16 protein-coding genes are annotated in these 22,293 nt (G+C 57.2%); 5 read left to right on the forward strand and 11 right to left on the reverse strand.

The genetic code is table 11. The features are described from left to right. Window positions 1–6: 6 nt before the first annotated feature. Genes FHS18_RS21235 through FHS18_RS21245 form a run of 3 tightly spaced genes read right to left on the reverse strand, consistent with a single transcriptional unit; the run spans window position 7 to window position 4,375 of the window. The gene (locus FHS18_RS21235) at window positions 7–2,787 is read right to left on the reverse strand and encodes a non-ribosomal peptide synthetase (RefSeq protein ID WP_183602352.1); all 2,781 of its coding nucleotides are present in this window, start codon (window positions 2,785–2,787) and stop codon (window positions 7–9) included. A 21-nt stretch (window positions 2,788–2,808) separates the two neighbouring features. After that, window positions 2,809–3,636 (reverse strand): SDR family oxidoreductase, encoded by an 828-nt coding sequence (locus tag FHS18_RS21240; protein WP_183602354.1) that lies wholly within the window; start codon window positions 3,634–3,636, stop codon window positions 2,809–2,811. Next, entirely contained in the window at window positions 3,629–4,375 is a 747-nt protein-coding gene (locus tag FHS18_RS21245; protein WP_183602356.1) for a thioesterase II family protein, read from the reverse strand. The genes FHS18_RS21240 and FHS18_RS21245 overlap by 8 nt, the downstream gene beginning before the upstream one ends. A 403-nt stretch (window positions 4,376–4,778) precedes the next feature. On the opposite strand from FHS18_RS21245, the gene FHS18_RS21250 reads away from it, so the two are divergent. The 3 genes from FHS18_RS21250 (at window position 4,779) to FHS18_RS21260 (ending at window position 7,271) form a co-directional block, all read left to right on the forward strand. Continuing rightward, window positions 4,779–5,246 (forward strand): hypothetical protein, encoded by a 468-nt coding sequence (locus FHS18_RS21250; RefSeq protein WP_183602358.1) that lies wholly within the window; start codon window positions 4,779–4,781, stop codon window positions 5,244–5,246. Window positions 5,247–5,394: 148 nt separating this feature from the next. Then, window positions 5,395–6,468: a phosphotransferase enzyme family protein gene (locus FHS18_RS21255; RefSeq protein WP_409348564.1), complete on the forward strand. Its 1,074-nt coding sequence runs from the start codon at window positions 5,395–5,397 to the stop codon at window positions 6,466–6,468. Between the two features lie 212 nt (window positions 6,469–6,680). Beyond that, window positions 6,681–7,271, forward strand: a complete 591-nt coding sequence (locus FHS18_RS21260) for an S-layer homology domain-containing protein (RefSeq protein ID WP_183602362.1) — start codon at window positions 6,681–6,683, stop codon at window positions 7,269–7,271. A gap of 97 nt (window positions 7,272–7,368) precedes the next feature. Here the strand turns inward: FHS18_RS21260 and nasC are convergent, their stop codons facing one another. The 5 genes from nasC to nirB (FHS18_RS21285) form a co-directional block, all read right to left on the reverse strand. Next, window positions 7,369–9,504: an assimilatory nitrate reductase catalytic subunit NasC gene (gene nasC, locus FHS18_RS21265; protein WP_246427815.1), complete on the reverse strand. Its 2,136-nt coding sequence runs from the start codon at window positions 9,502–9,504 to the stop codon at window positions 7,369–7,371. 16 nt (window positions 9,505–9,520) lie between these two features. Then, a complete protein-coding gene (gene nirB / locus FHS18_RS21270; protein ID WP_183602364.1) occupies window positions 9,521–11,974 on the reverse strand; it encodes a nitrite reductase large subunit NirB in 2,454 nt (817 codons plus the stop codon). A gap of 82 nt (window positions 11,975–12,056) precedes the next feature. Beyond that, on the reverse strand, window positions 12,057–13,241 hold the full coding sequence (locus FHS18_RS21275; RefSeq protein WP_183602366.1) for an MFS transporter: 1,185 nt from the start codon (window positions 13,239–13,241) through the stop codon (window positions 12,057–12,059). 35 nt (window positions 13,242–13,276) lie between these two features. Beyond that, window positions 13,277–13,612, reverse strand: coding sequence for a nitrite reductase small subunit NirD (nirD, locus tag FHS18_RS21280; RefSeq protein ID WP_183602368.1), 336 nt, complete (start codon window positions 13,610–13,612; stop codon window positions 13,277–13,279). A gap of 28 nt (window positions 13,613–13,640) precedes the next feature. Further along, window positions 13,641–16,073 (reverse strand): nitrite reductase large subunit NirB, encoded by a 2,433-nt coding sequence (gene nirB / locus FHS18_RS21285; RefSeq protein WP_183602370.1) that lies wholly within the window; start codon window positions 16,071–16,073, stop codon window positions 13,641–13,643. Window positions 16,074–17,021: 948 nt separating this feature from the next. On the opposite strand from nirB (FHS18_RS21285), the gene FHS18_RS21290 reads away from it, so the two are divergent. Next, entirely contained in the window at window positions 17,022–17,249 is a 228-nt protein-coding gene (locus tag FHS18_RS21290; RefSeq protein ID WP_183602372.1) for a PspC domain-containing protein, read from the forward strand. A gap of 69 nt (window positions 17,250–17,318) precedes the next feature. Further along, entirely contained in the window at window positions 17,319–18,029 is a 711-nt protein-coding gene (locus tag FHS18_RS21295; RefSeq protein ID WP_183602373.1) for a PspA/IM30 family protein, read from the forward strand. A 135-nt stretch (window positions 18,030–18,164) separates the two neighbouring features. Here FHS18_RS21295 and FHS18_RS21300 read toward each other — a convergent pair whose 3' ends face one another. From FHS18_RS21300 to FHS18_RS21310, 3 genes are all read right to left on the reverse strand, one after another. Continuing rightward, window positions 18,165–20,306, reverse strand: coding sequence for a glycoside hydrolase family 52 protein (locus tag FHS18_RS21300; RefSeq protein ID WP_221401413.1), 2,142 nt, complete (start codon window positions 20,304–20,306; stop codon window positions 18,165–18,167). 12 nt (window positions 20,307–20,318) lie between these two features. Continuing rightward, window positions 20,319–21,128, reverse strand: coding sequence for a carbohydrate ABC transporter permease (locus FHS18_RS21305; RefSeq protein WP_409348563.1), 810 nt, complete (start codon window positions 21,126–21,128; stop codon window positions 20,319–20,321). A 93-nt stretch (window positions 21,129–21,221) separates the two neighbouring features. Further along, window positions 21,222–22,100, reverse strand: coding sequence for a carbohydrate ABC transporter permease (locus FHS18_RS21310; protein ID WP_183602379.1), 879 nt, complete (start codon window positions 22,098–22,100; stop codon window positions 21,222–21,224). Window positions 22,101–22,293 lie beyond the last annotated feature (193 nt).

Consider the following 22,293-nt stretch of genomic DNA (forward strand, 5'->3'; position numbering starts at 1 on the left):
GCCTCCCTATCGGATGGATTTGCTGGATACGAACTGCTGCAGCGCATTCGGGGAGGAATGGATGTATAGATCCCGCAGCGTCAGGGCGCTGTCGACTTCCTTCTTCAAGGCGGACAAGAGCTCGACAGCCAGCAGCGAGTTGCCCCCGGACTCGAAGAAATTGTCATCCGGTCCGATCGCATGTCCCAGCACCTTGCTCCACAGCGACAGATAACCGTCCGCGCTGTTGCCCGTATCGCTCGCGCGCTCCTCCTGCTGCGGCTCATTCAGCTTCAGCGTCAAGGCGCCGTAGTCGACTTTTCCGTTGATCGTCATCGGAATCTCACCAACCCGGACGATGCGGGCCGGGATCATATATTCCGGCATCTTGTTCTTCAGCTCGCCCCGAACGCTATCCCCGTGCAGGCGATCCGCGCTTTCGATGAACGCCACGATCTGCTTGTGGGAAGATTCGCCGTCTTGGCCGTCATGCAGCATCACCGCGACATTGCGGATATTCGGCAATTTTTGAATAACGGCGCGTATCTCGTCCAGCTCGATCCGGAAACCGCGCAGCTTCACCTGGCTGTCCATCCGTCCCAGGTAATCGACGCTTGCGTCGGGTCTCATGCGTCCCAGATCGCCGCTGCGGTACCATCTGCGGCCATCCTTCGGATCGATGACGAAGCGCTGGCTCGTAAGCTCCTCGCGGTTGTGATAGCCGTGCGACAGACCGGCTCCGCCGACCCAGATCTCGCCCTCCATCCCATAGAAACTAGGCTCGCCTCGCTCGTCCCGGATCGAGATTTCCCAGCCCGGCAGCGCAACGCCGACCGATTTCGCCAGAAACTCCGGATCCCGGTGACGGATGTTGCGGTAAGTGACGTGAACGGTCGTCTCCGTAATGCCATACATATTGACCAATCGGCAGCAGCTGACCGGGTAACGCTCCAGCCAATTCGACAGCTTGTACGTGTCGAGCGCTTCGCCGCCGAAGATGACCAGCCTGATCGACGTCAGTTTCGCCTGGCGCTGCTCATGGTCTACCTTCGTCAACGCATAGAAGGCCGACGGCGTCTGATTCAGCACCGTTACCTGTTTCTCGGCGAGCAGCTCGTAGAAATCATACGGCGAACGGGCCGTCTGGCGCGGAACGACGACCAGATGCCCGCCGGTCAGCAGGCTGCCCCACATTTCCCACACGGAGAAGTCGAAGGAAGCCGAGTGGAACATCGTCCACACATCGCGATGAGTCAGCCTGAATTCCTGCTCGGTCGCCTCGATCAACGACATAATATTCCGTGGCGGCACCATGACGCCCTTCGGTTGGCCGGTCGTGCCGGAGGTATAGATCATGTACGCCACGTCCGCGACGATGTTCGGCAAAACGACGGAGTCCAGCTTGTCCGGCTCCTCTTCGATCAGCAGCTCCGGCGCGATGCGACGTAGCGCATCCAGGGCGGACAGCTCCTTCGAACGAGTAATGATATGCGTCGCTTGCGAGTCCTCCATGACGAACGTAATCCGCTCCTGCGGATAATTCGGATCGACCGGAATATAAGTGCCGCCGGCCTTCACGATCGCGGCCATGATCAGCACAAGCTCGACCGTCTGATCCAAGGAGACGATCACTTTGTCGCCGGGATGGAGACCCGAGGCGATCAGCTTCTTAGCGATCGTATCGCTTTTCAGCTTGAATTCCGCATAGGTGATACTGCCGTCTTCGCCCGATACGGCCGTCTTGCCCGGGTAGGCTGCCGCAACCGCTTCAAGCCGCGCAAGCAGAGCCAGATTGTCCGGCTGTCCGATACGGCCCTTCTTCGATGGCGTATGGCTGACCGCTGCTTGGGAAGGCAGCGGCAGATTCAGCCATTGGTGCGGCGACAGATCGCTGCGCTCCGCCTGCGCTTGCAGATAGAACTGAATCAGCTGGGCGAATTGCTGAAGCACGGCCGGCTGCACCATCTTTTCGCTAGCCGCGACATCCAGGGCATGCAGAGTTCCGTTATACGTCGTAACACTCACGGTGACGGGGTAGAGCGCAGTCAAGCAAGGTGTATAGGCATCGTTCGGATTAGCGAGATCGGAGATGATAATGCCCGCGTCGATCGCACTGTGCGCCCCGTCCGCATGAATACCCTCGTCCTTGAACTGGAGCTGCTTGTTATCGTCCAGCCAGCCCGTCCGGATCGTCCTCGCGGCTTGGTCGTTCGCTTCGATCCGGATCTTGCCGTTCTTCGAACCGTACCGGTCCAGCGTCAAGAGCAGCGCGTAGGCAATCGCCGACGATACGCGGGCGGAATCGAATACGCCTTCCGGCACAGGCAGCTGCGCGCGGTAAGACTGCGAATATCCGGCCTTGCTGCTCCAGTTCGGAACGCCCCATTTGGGCCGAATATACGAGCCGTACTTAGGCTTGGCCGCATCCGAGACCGCGAAGTCTGGACGACGCTCCGACAAATAATCGCTCAACTGCAGCAGATCTTGGAATGTCGCGCGTTCCCGGTTCGCCACGATGATCAGATCGGCTTCGTCTTCGCTTGCCACCGCCAGAATGACCCGCATGCGTCCCGTGCAGCCGATGGATCTCGCCGACTCCCTGCGAACGAACTCCTCGTGCTGTTCCTTCGAGGCCGTGCGCTCCACCCAAGCATGCATGACATCCCGCAGCGCTTCGTCTCCGTTGACGCCGCGCAGGATCGAATCTATCGTTCCGATCACGGATGCATGGGTAAGACGACGGACGAACACCTGGGTTACAGCTGCCTGATCCATCTCGAGCGCCGATATGAAGTTGTTTGCTTGCATGATTATAAATTCCCTCCAGTGCTATTTGGCTGCGTAACCGGCATCTACCGTTACTGTCGTTCCCGTCACCCGATGCGACCCGTCGCTGGCCAGCCAAAGCATAGCCTCCGCTACGTCCATCGGAGATACCACCGTATTCATTGCGACCGATGCCAGATCGATCGATTCCTGATCCCCCAATCGAATGCCTAATGCGTCCGCGACCACCTTCGTCATATGGCCGTCCAACCGTTCATCGTCATATACCGGACCTGGGCAAATGGCATTCACTCGAATATTGTAAGACGCGTAATCCAGCGCCGCGGATTTGGTCAACCCGACTACCCCATGCTTGGATGCTACATAGCCGGCAAAATGCTTATAGCCGAGCAACCCCGCCGTGGACGCGATATTAACCATGCTCCCATGCTGCTGTTCGATCATGACCGGCGCTACCGCCTTAATGAGCCGCCATGGACCGGACAGGTTAACGCCCATCAGCACTTCCCACTCTTCGCTCGTATACAGATGCGTCGCTTTGCCCGCCGGAGCGCCGATGCCGGCATTGTTGACCAGTGTGTCGATGCGGCCAAACCGTTGCAGCCCGGCTTCCACGAGCGCCGTGACATCGTCCATGCTGCCCACGTCCGCCAGCTGCGTCAGCACGCTTGCGCCGTAAGCCCTGCATTGTTCGGCCGTCACCTCAAGCTGGTCGCTGGACGACAGCTGGTACGGGACGAAATCTTTGGCGCCGCCAATGTCGGTGAGGATGAGATCCGCGCCTTCTTGTGCCGCTCGCAGCGCGCATGCCCGTCCGATCCCGCGCCCGGCACCGGTAATTAAGACAACCTTGTCTTGTAACCTACTCATGGTGGAGGGCACCTTCCTTATACAGTTTTGCAAGTGTACCTTGGATGATGGTCTTCGCTTGGTGGGAGTTGTGGGTGATGTACATATGCTCGCCGTTCACTTCGAACAGCTCGAATTCGCCGGATGTGCACGCTTGCCAGCGGGCAACGTCTTCTTGCGATACAAAGGAGTCTTCTGTGGCATACATAGCTGTGATGGAAGCATGGATGGAATCTCTTGATGCGGGGATGTAAGTCTCGTCCATTTCGAAATCGGCCCGAAGCGCCGGCAGCAGCAGTTCTCTGAGTTCCGGAATGGCGAAAGCATGGTGCGTAAAGCCGGTGAGGTTCTGGACCTCTTCGACGAAGCAATCGTCTGCGCAGGAGGAAAGTTTATAAGTGCGCGTGCTATGCGGCGTAGATGCCGCGCTGATGAACAACCGGACCAGTTCTACGGTGCCGCGGCTCTCCAGCCGTCTGGCCACTTCGAAAGCCATCGTTGCCCCTAGGAAGCAGTGTCCGAAAAGAGCGACGGGATGGGCGCCATTCTCCGTCTCGATCATGGAGGCGAAGGCGTCTGCCGCCGTATGGAGATCCCGGTAAGGTTCCTCGGCAATGAGCCGCTCCCGCCCGGGCAGTTGAACCGGCACAACCTCAACCGAATCCCCGAAATAATCGTTCCAGCCGTTATAGAAGCTGGCTCCTGCTCCTGCGAACGGGAAGCAGTACAGCTTGACAGGCACCGTCAAATTTTGCGACATCCGTTGATCACCTATTTTCTATTTTTTTCAATTCTTGCCTATTATATAAGATTTTTGTTTGATAGAATAGAGTTTACAAAAATCTTACAGTTTGGTACTATAGAGCCTTTTCCCTCGCCCCTTCCCCCTCCGCCAAGGGGAACCAAGGGCCACGGCCCTCTGGACACCCGTAACTAGCTAGACTCGGACGCGGCCGTCTTCGATCTGTCCTTTCGCGGTTGGCCCGCTTTTGTCTTGGCGGAATATTGCAGGTAGTTCGATATGCGGGATTCCGCCAAGACAAAGCTCTACGGCGAGCTTCGTTCGCGGCGTCGGTGCCTTGGGAGCTGACCTGGTAGGCTTGTGCAGCTTGCAGCATACGTGCGGACTCTCGCTTGACGTCCCCTTCGTGGACACGCTTGAAATGAAGGAACAAGAGGTCGATTGCTTCTTCACCGCTCGGTTCGGCGCAACTTTGTCAAAAAACTGTAACGTTTATGCCTATAGACAGCAGACCCAAAAGGAGTTGACCAAAATTAAAAAGATCGTTACTGCACTTCTAATGAGTTTCGTAATTACTGCGCTTGCTGCTTGCGCTTCCAACGACACCTCCCCGAATGATACGGCTATCTCGTTGAAGAATGCTCTGACCTTCGATGATTATGAGAAGTTCCAGTCCTTATTTAGTGAAGGTAAGAAGGGTATTGCCACGAAAGCGTTATTCGAGCAGCTGAAGGATATCAATTCATCCAGGGCAGATTTCAGAAGTTATACGGTCATCACGCTGGATAACGGAGAGATGCTCCTCGTTAATTTAACGCCGAACAAGGAACAAGCGATTCAAAGCATTACCGTGATTCCAGAGGAGCATAAGGAGCTTTTTAGCGAGTAAGCTCTTTATTAGACCGGGACAAATCGGTTATAACTGATCTTTCTTTTGTCAAAGCACTCTTTACTTTGTAAAATTATGGATATGTATATTGGAGCTCGGATACTCGCAACCGAGACATTTTCAGTTGGCCCTTAAAGGAGGAAAACCTATTATTTTTAACGAGGTTGTCAACAACAGTGAAGCCTATTTACTTGCACTAGCATCCGAGTTGTATTCGTTGGAAGGCTATGAATTCAGGCCGGTTGAAGCACATGCCGGAGGGAGAAACCTGGTCTACAGCTGCGAGCGAGAAGGCGCTCCTGCCAAAATACTGCGAATCGCTTTCTTAACCGACAGGAGCCGGGAAGACTTGTTGGGCGAGAATGAATTTATCCGGTATCTATTCGAGCATGGCGGCAGCGTCGCGAATGTGGTCAACTCCATCAAAGGGAATCTGGTCGAAGAGATCACGCATCATAATCGCGTTTTTTTCGTCTGCCTGTTCGAAAAAGCCAGAGGCAAGAAGCTGGTGGACCATAATTACCGGTATCGGGAAGGGGTCCCTATTACCGAATATTATTATAACTGCGGCAAAGTCCTGGGGAAGCTGCATCAATTGTCGAAAGAATACCAACCTGTCCATCGCCGGTACCGTTTTTCGGATAAATATAATACCGCATATATCGATCAACTAATCCCCGACTCCTTATCGCCGCTTAAGGAGAAGCTGGTGGAGCTCCTTCATACCTTAGAAGGACTGGACACGGCCCCTGAATCTTACGGCATGATCCATCTGGATTACAACGACGGGAATTATATGATCGATTATGATACCGGCCAAATAACGGTTTACGACTTCGATAATTCCTGTTTCGGCTGGTATATGTATGACCTGGCGGATCTCTGGAAAAGCGGAGTGGGCTGGATCGCTGCTGAACCCGATGCGGGGAAACGCCAAACATTCATGGATGAATATTTTAAGACGGCCCTCGAGGGATACCGTTCAGAGACCGGGATCCCTCCTTCGATGATCGATCAATTGCCTTTGTTCATCCAAGTCACTCTTATGGAACGGATCGTTGATACATTTGAGCATATGCGGCGCAACGGTGAAGAGACGACGTGCGACGAAGAGTTGTCTTATTGCATCAAATGCCTGGAAGACGATATCCCGTATATGGGGTTTTTCCATGACATCTATTCGTGCGAGGAACCCTTTGCGTATGAGGAACGGAACATTTAGCCTCTTAGGGTACAAACTTAATCCTCATGTAATCTCTTTCTCAGGTTCATTTAAGATTCCATCCCTATAATAAGAACCAACAACCCCCCTTTAATATAGAACGACTGGAGCCCGCAGCGATGCGGGCTATTTTTTTGCAACAAATCCGCCTCTGCGTTCGTTTCCAATATATGGTGTAAAATTTGCATAGGAATTTGGGGGAGGGCTAGGCGATGAAGAAGGCATTGGGCCTGCTGGGGGCCGCAGCTCTATTATGGAGTCACTCCGCGGCGTACGCTGCTAACGACAAGTTGACCGTCGCGGAGAAGTACGAAGCGTTCAAAAAGGCGGGCATATTCAAGGGCTACCCGGACGGGGAAGCTCATCTGGATGCGTCCATTACGAGAGCCGAACTTGCTGTCGTCCTGTCTCGGTTATTGGATCTGCAACCCCCTGCAAAGGCGGAAGCGGATTTCGTTGATCTCGAGGGGCATTGGGTCTCTAAGAGGACGATTAGCGCCGTGGCCTCCAAAGGTGTTATGGTCGGCAAAGGCAATGGCCGGTTCGATCCCGACGGGCTGGTAACGATCCAGGAATTGGCCGTTATTCTAACGCGCACGACCGGTCTTTCTCCTCAACAAACCACCATTACCGATGCCAAAGTATCCGAATGGGCTCAAGGGTATGTGGCAGCCGTCGTAGAGGCAGGTCTTATTGATCCGCAGCAGGATTATACCGCGCCTGCAACACGTGCGTTCGTGGTCGATGCCTCCTTTATGGAATACGAGACGTTGCCGCTTTACGTCGGAGCGCCTCATGAATAGAATATCTCCCAACTACAAAGAGACTCGGCCGCCATCAGCCGAATCTCTTATTTTGTCTCTATGATCTATTTATCCTATCCTATCCAAATGCTAACCTCTAAGCCCCGCTAACGAGCGGTTCAATCGTGACCGCGCACACCTTGAACCCCGGCATTCGGCACGTCGGATCGAGCGCCTGGTTCGTGATTTTGTTGACGCACTGCGAATCGCCCCAGTGCATCGGCACGAAGACCGTGTCCTGCCGGATATCGGTCGTCACCCGGCTGCGCACGACGATGGTGCCCCGGCGCGAGGTGACGCGCACCAGTTCCCCGTCCGTAATCCGGTAAGCCCGCGCCGTCTTCGGATGCAGCTCCACGAACGATTCAACATCGCGGGCCGCGAGCGAGCGGCTTCGGCGCGTCTGTACGCCGGTCAGGTATTGCGAGAGCACGCGTCCCGTCGTCAAATAGAGCGGATATGCGTCGTCCGTCAGCTCGGCCGGCATATGGTTGTCGACCGGAATGAGCTCCGCCCTGCCGCCTTCGTGCGCGAACTGCTGCTCGAACAGCCGGCCCGTGCTCACCGTGCCCGTCGATGGACACGGCCAGTACACGCCCTCTTCCCGGCGCAGACGGTCGTACGTGATGCCGTAGTAATCGGCGATTCCGCCGCGGCTCGCGACGCGCAGCTCTTCGAAAATATCCTCGGCACTGCCGTATTCGAAATATTGACCGCGACCCAGCTGGTCCGCAATATCGCTCAGTACCCTCCAGTCGTCCCGCGATTGGCCGACCGGAGGACGGCTCGCTTCGCGCAGCAGCACGCGCCCTTCCAGATTCGTCAGCGTACCCGCGTTCTCCATATAGGAAGTGACAGGGAGAATGAGATCCGCCAGCTGCGCGGTTTCGGAGAAGAACATATCGGCCACGACGAGAAAATCGAGCTTGCGCAGGCCTTCCTCGACGAAATTGGCGTTCGGGTTCGAGACGATCGGATTCGAGCCCATAACGAGCAGCGAACGAATCTCTTGCGCGTGGACCTTCTCCATCATTTCATAGGCCGACACGCCTTTGCCCGGCAGCTCCTCCGGTTCGATATCCCACACATCCGCGATATAGGCACGGTCGCCCGGATTCTCGATCAGTCGATAACCCGGCAGCTGATCGGCTTTCTGCCCATGCTCGCGGCCGCCTTGCCCATTGCCTTGGCCGGTCACGGCGCCATAACCGGAGCCTGGTTTGCCGATTTTACCCGACATCAGCACGAGATTGAGGAAAGCGCGGACCGCCATATAGCCGTCCGTCTGCTGCTCGACGCCGCGAGCCGTGAACACCATCGCCGTGCTCGACTTCCCGTAGGTGACCGCAGCTTTCCGAATATTCGCTTCCGATACTCCGGTCAGTTGCGCGATTTCCTCCAGATCGAGCGCTTCGAGATGCGCCTTCAGCTCCGCGAAGCCTTTCGTCCGCGCGCCCAGGAACGACGCATCGATCAACCCTTCCTCGAGCAGCACCTTCTGCAGCCCGTTCGCGAGCGCCGCGTCCATCCCCGGCTTCACCTTCAGATGCAGATCCGACATGCGCGTCGTCCCCGTCTCGCGCGGATCGATCGCGATGATGAACGCGCCGTTCTCTTTGGCCCGGGTAAAATACGGCATCAGCGTCGGCTGGCACTCCGCGATGTTCGTGCCTGCCAGAATAATGCACTTGGCTAGCGGAATATCGGAGAGAGGGTTCGTTAAGCCGCGGTCGATGCCGAACGCCTTATTGCCGGCCGATGCCGCCGCCGACATGCAGAAGCGTCCGTTGTAATCGATATATTTGCTCCGCAGCGCAACGCGTGCGAACTTGCCGAGCAAATAAGCCGATTCGTTCGTCAGCGACCCGCCGCCGTAGACCCCGACCGTATCGCGGCCGTACTGATCCTGCAGCGCGGTGAACCGCTCGCCGATCAGCGTGAGCGCCGCATCCCACGAGATCGGGACGAATTGGCCGCCTTGCCGCAGCAGCGGCTCGGTCAGCCGCTCGCGATGCAGCGCATGCTGGTAGGCATTCATCCCTTTAATGCAGAGCCGGCCTTCCGAAGCGGCATTCATCTTCGGTTCGACCCGATAGGTCGGCTTTGTTGCCCCAGGCGCCCACTCCTCAATGACCTGCGCTTTGCACTGTACGCTGCAGAACGGGCATTGCGTATCCATCACCTTCAATACCGGCGCACCTGTATTCGTATGATCCTGCTGCATGGTCTCCATCGCTACTTCCTCCCGATCACAGACTGCTTACGACACTGTCTTGCATGTGTACATATCCGACGGCCGGGGACGAAGGCAGCACATTCCCGTCCGAAGGCAGATTCGCCATGAAGCGTTCCCTTACATCGCCGTCAAAAAGCCCCTCGCGAAGCGGAATCAATCCGACCCGCTCCATCCACTGCCAGCTCAGCTCGCCATACTCCGCTTCTTCCCGGTACCACGCCACGAATGCGGCCGCGACCGCAATCGCTTCCTCGTCGCTTGGGCAGACTCCGATCAGCTGCGGCGCGCGCAGCTCCTTGGTCCGGCTGCCCCCCGCATAGATCTCCCAGCCCGCCGGCGTGCCGACCAGACCGAGGTCGGCGGTCAGCGTACCCGCGCGATGCAGCGTGCTGCCGGATACCGCCGCGGTGAATTCCGCCGGCAGCGCGGCTCCCTCGAGCAGTCGTTCCAGCCGAGCGCCAAGCGCGACCGAATCGCGCCACGCACCGGATTCGTACTGCGATCCGCCGCAGGTGATAACCGCGCCGATCGGCTTGCCGTAACTTGCGGCAGCGACCGGCATCGCCAGCGCCGCGCCGACTTCGGCCAGCTGCTCCGCGGCAATCCCGCGGAGATCCAGTCCGCCGCCGCTCGTCAGCTTCACCTGCGGGATCGCGAACCTGTCGACGACTTCGGCAATGCGCCGCAGCTGGTCGCCGCTTGTCACGCCGCCATACATGCGCGGCATGATCGAATACGTGCCGTCCGCAAGCTGCGAGAAGGCAAGGCCTGCGCCAGCTGCCTGCGTCCCTTCGGCCTCGGCGGCCGCCGTCTCGCGTACCGCGGCCGTCCATGCGCCCTCTTGTTTCGTCTTGGCTTGGTTCAACGCAGCCGCAACGCCGAGGTAATAAGCAATGGCCGACTGACAGACGGAGCAACCTTCGCCGCTCTTCCAATCATGCGCGGAACGGACCGCCTGAACATCGCCGTACCGGCCTGCAACAATAGCCGCGCGGAGCTCAGCGTGGCTCAGCGTCGTACAGCCGCACACCGTGACTTTCGGCGGTTCCGGCTCTTCTTCGTTCGCGAGCGTGTAGGCCAGCAGCGCGGATACGAGCGGTTTGCAGCCGCCGCAAGAGCTGGATGCCTTGGTGCAGCTTCGTACCTGCTCGAAAGTCTCCAGACCGTTCTCGCGGATTGCCGAGACAATTGCGCCTTTGCTCACCCCGTTGCAGGAACAGATGGTATCTTTGTCGCCCATCGCGCAGATCGCCGCTTCCTCCGCATCGCCGCCGGCCGGTTGCGCCGTATCCTGCTCCAGCACGGAAGCATCGGATTGCTGCTTAATATAGCCGAGCAGCTTGCCGCCTTCCGCGCTATCGCCGAACAGCACCGCGCCGACAACCTTGTTGCGCTTGACGAAGACGCGTTTATAGGTCCCTTTGATACCGTTGGACACCTTATAAGACGTATCCGTCTCGCTGTCGCGGATCTCGCCTGCGGAGAATACATCCACGCCGGAGACTTTGAGGTGCGAGGCCAGAATCGAACCTTCGTACCCTTCCGTCTCTTGGCCGCAAATCTGCTTGGCCAGCACCTTTCCCTGCTCATACAGCGGGGAAACCATGCCGTACACCATGCCTCTGTGCTCCGCGCACTCGCCTACCGCATACACGTCGGGCACATTCGTCCGCATATAGTCGTCGACCAGAATCGCGCGGTCGATCTCAATGCCGCTGGCGGCCGCAAGCTTCACGTTCGGCCGCACGCCGACGGCGATCACGACCAGATCGACGTTGATTTTGGTCCCGTCCTTGAACAGAATCCCTTCGGCTCGCTTCTTGCCGAGAATCTTCTCCGTGTTCTTGGTCAGCAGGAAGTTCATCCCTTGCTGCTCGAGTTCACGGCGCAGCATGATCGCCGCTTCCCGGTCTAGCTGGCGTTCCATCAGAAACTCGTTGATGTGGATGACGTCCACCTGCATGCCGAGATTGAGCAATCCTCTTGCCGCCTCGAGGCCGAGCAGGCCGCCGCCGATGACCGCCGCTTTACGGTATGTCTTAGACGCCTCCAGCATCGTATTGCAATCTTTAATATCGCGGAAGGCCGTGACGCCCGGGAGATCGGCGCCCGGCAGCGGCAGCATGAACGGCAGGGAGCCCGTCGCGAAAATCAGCTTATCGTAGGGAGCGACGACGCCGCTTGCGCTGATGACCCGTTTGCGCTCGATATCGACCTGCACGACAGGATCGCCCGCATAGAGCGCGATGCCGTTATCTTTGTACCATTGCCAGTCATTGATCGTAATGTCCGACAGCTGCGTATCCCCTTGCAGCACCTTCGACAGCATAATCCGGTTATAGTTCGGGTGCGGCTCGCCGCCGAAGATCGTCACCGCGAATTCGTCTTGCGCCAACTTAAGAATCTCCTCGACGCACCGTACACCAGCCATGCCGTTACCAATGACAACGAGCTTCGTTTTTCCCATAAGCGATTCCCCTCCACGTCCACACCAGAACTTTCTCTTCCGCGCTTTACGCCGCGAGCCGAACTTATCGCAGGGCCGTGCGCTATACCGCGTGAGCCGCCCGTTTCTCTATGCCAGGGCGTTTGGTCCATTGATTGAAGCCGAAGCATACGACTGCGAATGCCGTCAGCAGGATGAAGCCCAATACATACGAGCCGCTCGCGTCATGAATGAAGCCGAGCAACAGGGGCGGGAAGAAGCCGCCAAGGCCGCCTGCCGCACCTACGATACCGGTCACCGCCCCCGTATCTTGCGGGGACACCTCCGGCACCATCTTGAACACCGCGCCGTTCCCGATTCCGAGGAACGCCGCTCCCATCAGGCAGCCTGCCGTGAGCAGCGGGATCTGCTCCAGCGAGAACGCCATCAGAAGCGCCGAGATGGCGATTCCGACGAACACGACCGCGAGGACGCGCCGCGAGCCGATCCGGTCTGCCCATAAGCCGCCGAGCGGACGGATGAGCGTCGCCAGCAGCACGAACACCGCCGTTCGGAGTCCCGCTTCCGTTGCGCTAAGCGCGAACTGTTCCTTCAGCAGCGTCGGCAGATAAACGCTGAATGCGACGAAACCGCCGAAGGTGAGCGAATAATACATCGACAGCAGCCATGTGGATCTGACGCGCAGCACCGACATGGATTGCTTGAACGTTTTGACGGTAGACGGTCTTGGCAGATCCTTCGCAAGGAACCAGAACCCGATCGCCATAACGCCGATCATGATCGCCAGCAAACGGAAGGTCCCAGGCAGTCCCGCTTGCGCGTGAAGCACCGGAACGCCATAGCTTGCCGCCGCTACCCCCAGATTGCCGAGTCCCGCAAGCCCGAGCACGAAGCCTTGTTTCTGCGGCGGGAACCATCTGGACACATACGTGAGCGAGATAGCGAAAGTCGAACCGCCCATCCCGATGAAAAGCGCGCACAGCAGCAATCCCATATAAGAGGTTGCAAAGCTCGCAGCCACGAGCGGCACGACCAGGAACAGCATCGTAAGCGCGAACACCCTCCTGCCGCCGAAGCGGTCGGTATAGATGCCCATCGGGATGCGCATCACCGACCCGAGCAGCACGGGAGCGGCCACCAGGGCGCTGGCCTGAAAGCCCGTCAACTGGTATAGCTCCTTGATCTGCCCCGCCAGCGGGGACAGCATATTCCATATGATGAAGGACGCCGCCATCGCGAGCGTAGATAACAATAAGGCCCTTATCGGTCTGTTGGTCGTATGGCTCATGATGACTCCCCCTCCTTCATGAGACGATCGGCACCCTAGGATGCGATCGTCTGCTCCTCCGGCAGATGGAGCCAAACTTCGCCGCTTGCGCCGTCAATCTCAACCCGGTAGGACGTTACGCAGCCTTCGTCCGGCGCTTGAACGAGTCCATCCTTAAGACTGATCTTCCAATCATGCAGCGGACAGAACACATGATGGTCGCACACGATGCCCTCCGACAGCTTGCCGCCCTTGTGCGGGCAGCGGTTCTCGATCGCCTTCAGCTCCCCGCCGGTCAGCTTGAATATCGCGATTTCCAGTTCGCCGATGCGCACGACCCGTGCGCGCTTCTCTGCAATATCCGTTTCGTAGCCAATGTGGATTCGTTTCATCTCTCACCAGACTCCTTTTCCTTCAAGCTTATCGTGCCGACGCGGGCGCTTCTTCAGCAAGAGGTACATAGGTCGCGTTCAGCGCCTTCTCCTCGATAATTTCCTTCCATGGCTCTTTCGTCAGGCTGAGCGAGTGTTCGATGCGCGCCACGAGCGCCAAACGGTCTTCCTGCTTCTCGAGCGCGGCTTTCACCGTATCCAAGCCAATGCGTTCCAGCCATTCGCTAGTCCGTTCGTTGTATTTGCCCGTCTCGCGGTAATACTGCATGTAAGCGCCGCACCATTCCATGACGTCGTCCTCGGTCTTCACCTTGGTCAACAGATCGCAGCCGCGAAGCTTGGTTCCGCCGTTACCCGCAACGTACAGCTCCCAGCCGCCGTCGATCGCGACAACGCCGAAGTCCTTGATCGTCGCTTCCGCGCAGTTACGCGGGCAGCCGGAGACTGCCATCTTGAACTTGGCCGGCGTAGGCAGACGTTCGAATTTCTTCTCCATCTTGATGCCCATGCCCATCGCATCCTGCGTACCGAAGCGGCAGAACGTCTCGCCAACGCAAGTCTTGACCGTCCGAAGCGTCTTGCCGTACGCATAACCGGAAGGCATATCCAGGTCCTCCCACATCTTCGGCAAATCTTCCTTCTTCACGCCGAGCAAGTCGATCCGCTGTCCACCGGTCATTTTCACCAGAGGCACATCATATTTGATCGCCACATTGGCGATTCTCTGCAGATCCGCCGGCGTCGTTACGCCGCCGTACATCCGAGGCACGACCGAATATGTGCCGTCCTTCTGAATATTCGCGTGGTTGCGTTCGTTGACGAAACGGGATTCGCGCTCGTCTTCGTGATCATCCGGCCATACCATGCCGAGGTAATAGTTAAGCGCCGGGCGGCACTTCGAGCAGCCTTCCGTATTCGACCAGCCGAGGACGTTCATGACTTCCTTCGACGTCGTCAGATGCATGCTGCGGATCGATTCGACCACTTCGTCGCGGCCGAGCGTCGTACAACCGCAAATGCCTTCCTTGACCGTCTTGACGCCGTCCGCGCCGAGCACGTATGTCAACACATCGCCGATGAGCGGTTTACAGCCGCCGCAGGATCCGCCTGCTTTGGTGCACGCTTTAATGTCATTTACGCTGCTGCAGCCTTTTTCGTTAATGGCGCTCACGATCGCGCCCTTGGATATGCCGTTACAACCGCAGACAATCTCGTCGTCCGGCATCTCGGCTACCATGTCCGCGCCAGACTTCTTCGCGCCGCCGCCAGATGCGCCGAGCAGCACCTCTTTCTCGTGACCAGTCACGTCTTCTCCCGTACGGATCATCTTGAACAAGCGCGAGCTGTCCGTGATATCGCCGAACAATACGGCGCCGATCACTTTACCGTCCTGAATGACGACTTTCTTGTAGACGCCATCGAAATCGTCTTGCACCCGGATCGAACGCGTTCCCGGACGATCGGCGTACACGCCGGCCGAGAATACGTCGACGCCCGATACCTTGAGCTTCGTCGAGACGACCGAACCGTGGTAACCGTCCGTCTCCAGACCAGCTAGCCGTTTGGCAATAACGGCGCCTTGCTCGTACAGCGGAGCGACCAGGCCGTAAGCGACGCCGCGGTGCTCTACGCATTCGCCTACCGCATAGACGTTCGGGAGATTCGTCTCCAGGAAGTCGTTGACCACGATGCCTTGGTTGATCGTGATGCCCGCTTGGCGAGCCAGCGCCACGTTAGGCCGAATGCCGATCGCCATAACGACCAGATCCGCCTCTTCCTCCGTGCCGTCGGTGAAGCGAAGGCCGCTTACCCGTTTCTTGCCGTAGATCGTCTCGGTATTCTTGCTCAGCAGGAATTTCATCCCCTGTTGTTCGAGCTCGGTGCGCAGCATCGTCGATGCCGTGTAATCGAGCTGGCGTTCCATAATGTAAGGGTGTTTGTGGACGACCGTAACTTCCATATTCAAGTTCAGCAAGCCGCGCGCCGCTTCCAGACCGAGCAGACCGCCGCCGATAACGACTGCCTTGCGGTAGCTCTTCGCCGTCTCCATCATCGTCTCGCAATCCTTAATATCGCGGAAAGCGATAACGCCCGGTTTGTCGGCACCCGGTACCGGGAGCATGAAGGCATTCGAACCGGTCGCGATGATCAGCTCGTCGTACGGAAGCTTGAGACCGCCGTCAGTGGAGATGATCTTACGCTCGGAATCAACGGCGTTCACCGTCTGACCCGTGTGCAGCGTAATGTGGTTCTCTTCGTACCAGGACCAGTCGTTGATGACGATATCCTTCATATCTGCGTCCCCTGCCAGAACGGAAGACAGCAGGATCCGGTTATAGTTGGGGTGCGGCTCGCTGCCGATAATCGTAATGTCGTACCGGTTGGGAGCCAGCTTCAGCAGTTGTTCGATGCAATTCACACCGGCCATTCCGTTTCCTACCAAAACAAGTTTCTTCTTCATGGAAACCCACACTCCAATCTAATATCTAACATGATTGTGTTACATTATTCGTGATGCTATGTTTACCCACGAACGAACTTCGTTTTGTGTGTTAGATTTTCTAACATTATTTATTCATACTTTAACGCAGAAGCTCATTTTTGGCAATGATTAATAAATAAAATGTTTTTCCGCCCCTTTTTCGAGGAGAACTCGAACATTACATCTAACATGAAGTGTCATTGTTCGTTATTAGTTTGAAAACGGTTAACCTCGCGCCGTTGCAAGAAAATGACAGGATAAGGGGCGAATTATGGACAAATATGGGATTTGTGAAGGTTTCACAATTGAATGGGCAGGCGGGAAATCATCGAAAAATGGACTTATGTGAGGTTCACAAGGTACCGGGTTGTCCAAATTCGAATCTCGTGTGAGGTTTCAGGCGTGTGCGGAGCGGCCGGCGGAACGGATAATGAGATGGAGGAGGGGGGATCGGGGGGAGAGTAATTCGATGCCGCGGGAAGTGGAAAACGAGGCGAAATTGGCAAGTCAGCCTATATGCGGTTGCATCCTTCGTTATTAGGCGGCCGTTCCGATAGCGCGCAGTCAATGAGTAGGCGTTCTTGTCGCAGCAGTCTCACGGTGATTCACTCCCCCATCCCCTATCCCGCCCGATAAGCACCGCCGCTACATGTCCGCCCTGCCAAAAGAAACCCCAATTGTCGCGGGATACTCCCAAAGTTCGCAAAGGTTCTTCTATAGTAGTTACTCGTGCGCGTGCCCATCCTTACCTTAGGTCCGACCTCAATCCCCGCCTCCGGGCTAGCTCCAAAAACCGCCCCGGGACTGTTACCGTATCCCGTATCCGAAGGTAGAATTAAGCCATAAGAACAACGACGCAAACGAAACAAACAACGCAGATTGCCTTATGAGATAAGCAAGAAACTAATTAGAGGAGCGATTCCGATTATGAAAAAATTATTCCGTTCGAGCACTGACAGCAAGTTATCCGGCGTGTGCGGCGGCCTTGCCCAATACCTTGGTTTCAACGCCACCCTGATCCGCCTGGCGCTGGTCGTTACCGCGTTGTTCAGCTTCGGCAGCGTGCTTCTGATCTACATCCTGGCCGCCGTCATCATCCCGAAGGAACCGACGTTCAACCCTTTCTATGATGAGCGCATGCACCACCATTACTAATCGCCAAACAGCCGCCGACCATTAACCGCCTAAACAATTAACCTAATTAACTTGAAGGAGTGTTTCATAATGAGCGTATTCCAACGGATCGTAGAACTGACTAAAGCAGCAACGCATGAGGTATTGGAGAAGCTGGAGAGTCCTGCAATCATGATGAACCAATATATCCGCGACATGGAGAACGAGATCGCCGAGGTCAAAAGCGAGTTGGCCCGCCAAGAGGCTGCGGCGCGCAGCTACAAATTACAGCACGCCGAGATGTCCCGCTATACCGAGCAATATGAGGCGAAGGCGCTGGAAGCGCTGGCTGCCGGCCGCGAAGCCGAAGCGCGCGAAGCATTGACCGCCAAGCTGCATTACGCCGACAAAGCAAAGGCTTACCTCGAGCTGCATGAGGCTGCCGTTACGCGCAAGCACGAACTGACTTACAAGCTGGAGAGCGCCAATGAAGAACTCGCGGCGCTGCACAAGAAACGGACCGAGCTGACAGCCCGCCTGCAGCAAGCCGAAGCCAAAGCACGCACGGCGATGCCGAGCTTCAATAGCACGGCCGGTTTCGAGGGTGGCACCGCTGCACGCGGCTTCCAGCGCATGGAAGAGAAAATCGCCGAGCTCGAAGCGCGCCTGGAACTCAGCGGCAAGCACGCGCCATACGGCACGCACGGCGTATATGGCACGCCTTCCGTACCAACTTCGCCAGCTGCGCCTAGCGACCCGGCGAAGGATGCGCTTGTCGCCGAGCAGCTCGAGCTGCTGCGCAAGAAACTTCCGCAAGAATAAGCGCTCGGTTACGTAAAGCCTGAACTCAGCAACAAGGCTCACACGCCTCACAATATCCCGTTAACGCAAAGAGGGACTGCACGGCTGTCATCATACGATGACGCCGAAGCAGTCCCTCTTTTTCTCGCCTTAAAGCTATACGCCGGCTTCCTCCAGCCACAGAATGCCGGTGACGCCGCGCGGATAATACTTGCTGCCCGCGATCTCGCCGGCAATGATCTGGTCGCTCCAGCTCCATACCGACAACGTCGGATGGGTCAGCCAGCGCACATGCGCCGCATCCGCGGCCACGCCTTTATCGTCCCAGGCAAGACCGAGAATCTGACGGGCGATGAACTGGCACAGGTAGATTTTGCTCAGCCACGAGTTATTGCTCGTCGAGGAGATTTTCCAGCCGCCGTCCTCGAACAGGCAGACGCCTTCGCGCAGCACCGTGTCCAGATGCGTGCCGAGCGCCTCGATATAGTCCGCATACGGGCCATCCTTCGCCAGCGCATCCTGACGGTTCGTGAAATACGGGAAGATGAGTCCCTCGATCGCCGGAATGATGCGGGAGTCGTTGCCTTCGCCGATTACCGCCGGAATGTAGCCATCCGGCGTCATGTGGCTTGTGATCGTCCGTGCGCAACGTGCCGCCTGCTCGCCCGCTTCCCGCGACAACTCCGGCTTGCCGAAGTCGGCGAAGAGCTTCTCGAGCGCGACGTAGGACGCCCAGCTTTTGCCCGCCAGATAGATATTGTTCCGCGCTTGGCCGAGCGATACGTCCAAGCTGTCGTAGGTCGTAATCTCCGCGCCGCCCATTACTCGCGTGCTGTCCAGACCCATGATGCCGTTGCGCTGCGCAGGGTCCGGATGGTCGCGGTTCAGCATGCTCGTAAAGCAGCGGACCAACACCTCTAACTGCGACCTCATCCACGCTCGGTCGCCCGTCTGCTCCGTATAAACCGCGGCGCATAGCACCCAGTTCACCAGCTGCTCATGCGTCATATGCGAGAAGCAGCCGTCGAGTCCGTACAGCTCATAAGACGAAAATTCTGGTCTGGAGATCGTATTCGCGACGCCCATATCGTGCGTGAAGCTGATGCCGCCCGGATATTCCGTTGTGTCGCCAGGGAACCGGACGCGATCCTCGTAGCTGAACCGCTTCACGAACATGTCCAGCTCGTTGCGGACCGTCCACGGGTTCATCTTCAGCTCGAAGAACAGCTGGTCGACGGTCAGGTCGAACGTGTTCATCATCCGGTATTCGCCCTCGTTGACGACCCAGAACGGCTCGCCGTCTGCCTCGAGCAGCTGCGTGGAGCCGTAATAGCTGCGGATCGCGTGCGCCAGCATGAACTGCTGGTCGTCCGATAAATGCGGCGCTTCCGCTAGCAGGTTCGACGCTTCCGCCCGTTCCCGCAAAGCCTTGAAGTTCGCGTGCGAGTAACTCGCCACCTCTTCGATATTGCGGAAGTATCGCGTGTAGTAATAAGCTGTGTCCATGCCTGCCGTCACGAGGCCGCCTCGGTAGAAGTTGACGGCGAACTGGTACGTCCGGCGCTCGCCTGCAGGCACGTCCATGACGAGCACGCCGACAGGGCCAAGCCCGAATGTCCAGTTCTCCGTCAGCGGCGTCGTCAGGATGTTCTCGACGCTGAAGTGAAGCGCGGAGCGAACGTCCGGATCGGCGCATGTAATGGCTGTCAGCCGTCCCTGCCCGATTCCGGCGATGCCGGCCATGGTGTCATCGACGCGGCGCATCGAGCTGTACGGGTCGCTGCCCTGGTAGCCGAAGAACGCCCGGCGCGCGGCCTTTCCTTCGCGGTTATCAATAGTGAGTTCCGCCAATACGGACGGTACGAGCGCCAGCTTCAACTCTTCGTCAGTTGCAGTGGCTGGATCTGGAACTGACTGCGCCTGCGAGTAGATCGTGAACGTGATGTCACCCGCCCGCCAAGTGTCCGTGCCGAGCCGGAATTCCCGCTCCACCGCTTCCTTCGCGAACGGAATAATGATCTTCGGCTTATTCGGCTCCGGGTCCGGATTCTCGATATCGTACCTCTTGCTCTCGTCGTCGGCGGCCGCGAAGAACGGCAGCGCGTCGTACATGCCGGCCTGCTCCTTCGATTCGACGCCGATATAGACGCTCTGTCTCGGCGAACGGCCAAGTTCCAGATCGAGCCCGCCGCCGCTGCCGGGGAACCCGAGCGTGAAGCTCGCGAAGGCGCCGATCGGCGAATGATGGGCGTTGAAGAATTGATTCTTAACCACAATAATTCCGTCCTTCCCACGCATGAATTAACGTCATTAACCTTTGACCGAGCCGGCCGTCATGCCTTCCATGATGCGGTTGCTGAGTATGAAGAACACGATCAGAATCGGCAGGATGCTGATCATGAGCGTCGCGCCGATCGCGCCCCAGTCTGTCGTATATTGGCCGATGAAATTCTGAATGCCGACCGTCAGCGTCTTCAGTCCGTCGGAGCTGATGAACGTGTTCACGAACACGAATTCGTTCCAGTTGTAAATCATGTTAATGATTACCGTGGTTGCAATGACCGACGAGGTCATCGGCAGGATGATCTGGAAGAAGATGCGGTTCACCGAGCAGCCGTCCATGACAGCCGCCTCCTCCACCTCGCGCGGCAAGGTCTGATAGAAGCCGAGCAGAATCATAATCGTGAGCGGCAGGTTGAACGCCGTATACGTCAGGATGATCGACAACGGATGGTCGGTCAGATTGATTTTCATGAACATTTGGAACAGCGGAATAAGGGTCGAGTGGATCGGAATCATGATGCCGACCATGAACAGGCCGAGCACCGGCTTCTTCAGCTTCCAGTTCATCCGCGTCAGCGCGAATGTCACGAGGCTCGCCAGCAGCACCGTCAGCACGACCGCCGCAACGGTATACCAGACGCTGTTGAAGAAGTACTGGCTGATGTTCCCTTCCGTCCAAACTTTCGCGTAATTCTCCCACTTCGGATCCGTCGGCAACGCGAATGGAGAGAGATTGAACACTTCCTGATTGTCCTTGAGCGAGAAGAACAGCAGCCAGATGAGCGGAAACACTTGAATGACCGCGATAATAGCCAAGAGTATATATAGGAGCGACATGCCGATTCTGCTTCCGATCGGCCGATGGCTCGCATGGGCTGGCAGACGCTGCGCAGCTAGTGATTGTGCCATAGTCTTGATGCTCCTTTCCGATTACGAGTATTGAATTTCTTCGCTGTCCGTCAGCTTGCGGATCAGCCAGGTGACGACAAGGCAGATGAGCAGCAGGAAGAAGCCGATCGCGCTGCCGTAACCGAAGTCGAAACTGCGGAACGCTTGATGGTACATATAAGAGGCCATCACTTCGCTCGCGCCGTTCGGACCGCCATCGGTCATGACGTAGATGAGGTCGAAGTACTTCAGCGAGCCGACGATCGCCAGGACGATCGTGACTTTGGTGACGCTGAGGATGAGCGGGATTTTGACCCGAAAAGCAATCTGCAGCGGATTCGCCCCATCGATTCGCGCCGCCTCGACGAGCGAGGTCGGGATGTTCTTCAATGCGGCGTAGTAGATGAGAATATAGAAGCCCGCATACTGCCAGATGATCGGGATAAAAATAGCGAGAAGCACGATCTTCGTATCCGCCAGCCACTCGATCGTACCGGTGAAGCCGAGCGAGGCGAGCAGGCTATTAATGACGCCGTTCGTCGGGTGGTAAATCTTCAACCACAGCTGCGCGATGGCAACGGAGGATAAGAGCATCGGAATGAGATATATTTTGCGCAGCAGATTCGCACCCTTGATCTCGCCGGACAGCACCAGCGCGATCGCCAGATACGCGATCAGGCTGAGCGCGGAGAATGCGGCCAGCAAGAAAGCGTGGTAGGCGCTCTGCCAGAAGGCCGAGTCTTGGACGAGCCTGCTGTAATTATCGAGGCCGATGAATTCCATGGCGCCGATGCCGTCCCACTTCATGAGGCCGTAGTAGCCGGTGAGGACGATCGGCACGTAGATCAGCGCGAGCACGAGCGCAAGCGCGGGGAGAACGTAGAGCGCGATCATTTTTTTATTCGACATGACTTTGTCCATGCTTCACAACTCCTTTACGGGTGATGGATCCTGCATTCATAGCCGGGAAGGCGTGGAATGCAGCATTCACCTGACCTAGGCGGATTGGCTTGCGTATACAACCGTGAGGTTGGACATGCAGCATTCCGCTACTTCTGCGTACAAAAAAGGACATATCGCGCACAATGGGGATATGCCCTTCTTGATCCTTCTC

The sequence above is a fragment of the Paenibacillus phyllosphaerae genome (assembly GCF_014192105.1).
In the GTDB taxonomy this organism is placed as follows: Bacteria; Bacillota; Bacilli; order Paenibacillales; family Paenibacillaceae; genus Paenibacillus_Z; species Paenibacillus_Z phyllosphaerae.

What these genes read in the sequence shown, in the direction of transcription:
- FHS18_RS21295 (WP_183602373.1), top strand. Translation starts at nt 17,319, where the DNA reads ATGAGCGTATTCCAACGGATCGTAGAACTGACTAAAGCAGCAACGCAT.
- FHS18_RS21275 (WP_183602366.1), bottom strand. Translation starts at nt 13,241, where the DNA reads ATGAGCCATACGACCAACAGACCGATAAGGGCCTTATTGTTATCTACG.
- FHS18_RS21245 (WP_183602356.1), bottom strand. Translation starts at nt 4,375, where the DNA reads ATGTCGCAAAATTTGACGGTGCCTGTCAAGCTGTACTGCTTCCCGTTC.
- FHS18_RS21300 (WP_221401413.1), bottom strand. Translation starts at nt 20,306, where the DNA reads ATGCGTGGGAAGGACGGAATTATTGTGGTTAAGAATCAATTCTTCAAC.
- FHS18_RS21240 (WP_183602354.1), bottom strand. Translation starts at nt 3,636, where the DNA reads ATGAGTAGGTTACAAGACAAGGTTGTCTTAATTACCGGTGCCGGGCGC.
- nirD (WP_183602368.1), bottom strand. Translation starts at nt 13,612, where the DNA reads ATGAAACGAATCCACATTGGCTACGAAACGGATATTGCAGAGAAGCGC.
- nirB (WP_183602364.1), bottom strand. Translation starts at nt 11,974, where the DNA reads ATGGGAAAAACGAAGCTCGTTGTCATTGGTAACGGCATGGCTGGTGTA.
- FHS18_RS21290 (WP_183602372.1), top strand. Translation starts at nt 17,022, where the DNA reads ATGAAAAAATTATTCCGTTCGAGCACTGACAGCAAGTTATCCGGCGTG.
- FHS18_RS21260 (WP_183602362.1), top strand. Translation starts at nt 6,681, where the DNA reads ATGAAGAAGGCATTGGGCCTGCTGGGGGCCGCAGCTCTATTATGGAGT.
- FHS18_RS21235 (WP_183602352.1), bottom strand. Translation starts at nt 2,787, where the DNA reads ATGCAAGCAAACAACTTCATATCGGCGCTCGAGATGGATCAGGCAGCT.
- nirB (WP_183602370.1), bottom strand. Translation starts at nt 16,073, where the DNA reads ATGAAGAAGAAACTTGTTTTGGTAGGAAACGGAATGGCCGGTGTGAAT.
- FHS18_RS21305 (WP_409348563.1), bottom strand. Translation starts at nt 21,128, where the DNA reads ATGTCGCTCCTATATATACTCTTGGCTATTATCGCGGTCATTCAAGTG.
- FHS18_RS21310 (WP_183602379.1), bottom strand. Translation starts at nt 22,100, where the DNA reads ATGGACAAAGTCATGTCGAATAAAAAAATGATCGCGCTCTACGTTCTC.
- nasC (WP_246427815.1), bottom strand. Translation starts at nt 9,504, where the DNA reads ATGGAGACCATGCAGCAGGATCATACGAATACAGGTGCGCCGGTATTG.
- FHS18_RS21250 (WP_183602358.1), top strand. Translation starts at nt 4,779, where the DNA reads ATGAAGGAACAAGAGGTCGATTGCTTCTTCACCGCTCGGTTCGGCGCA.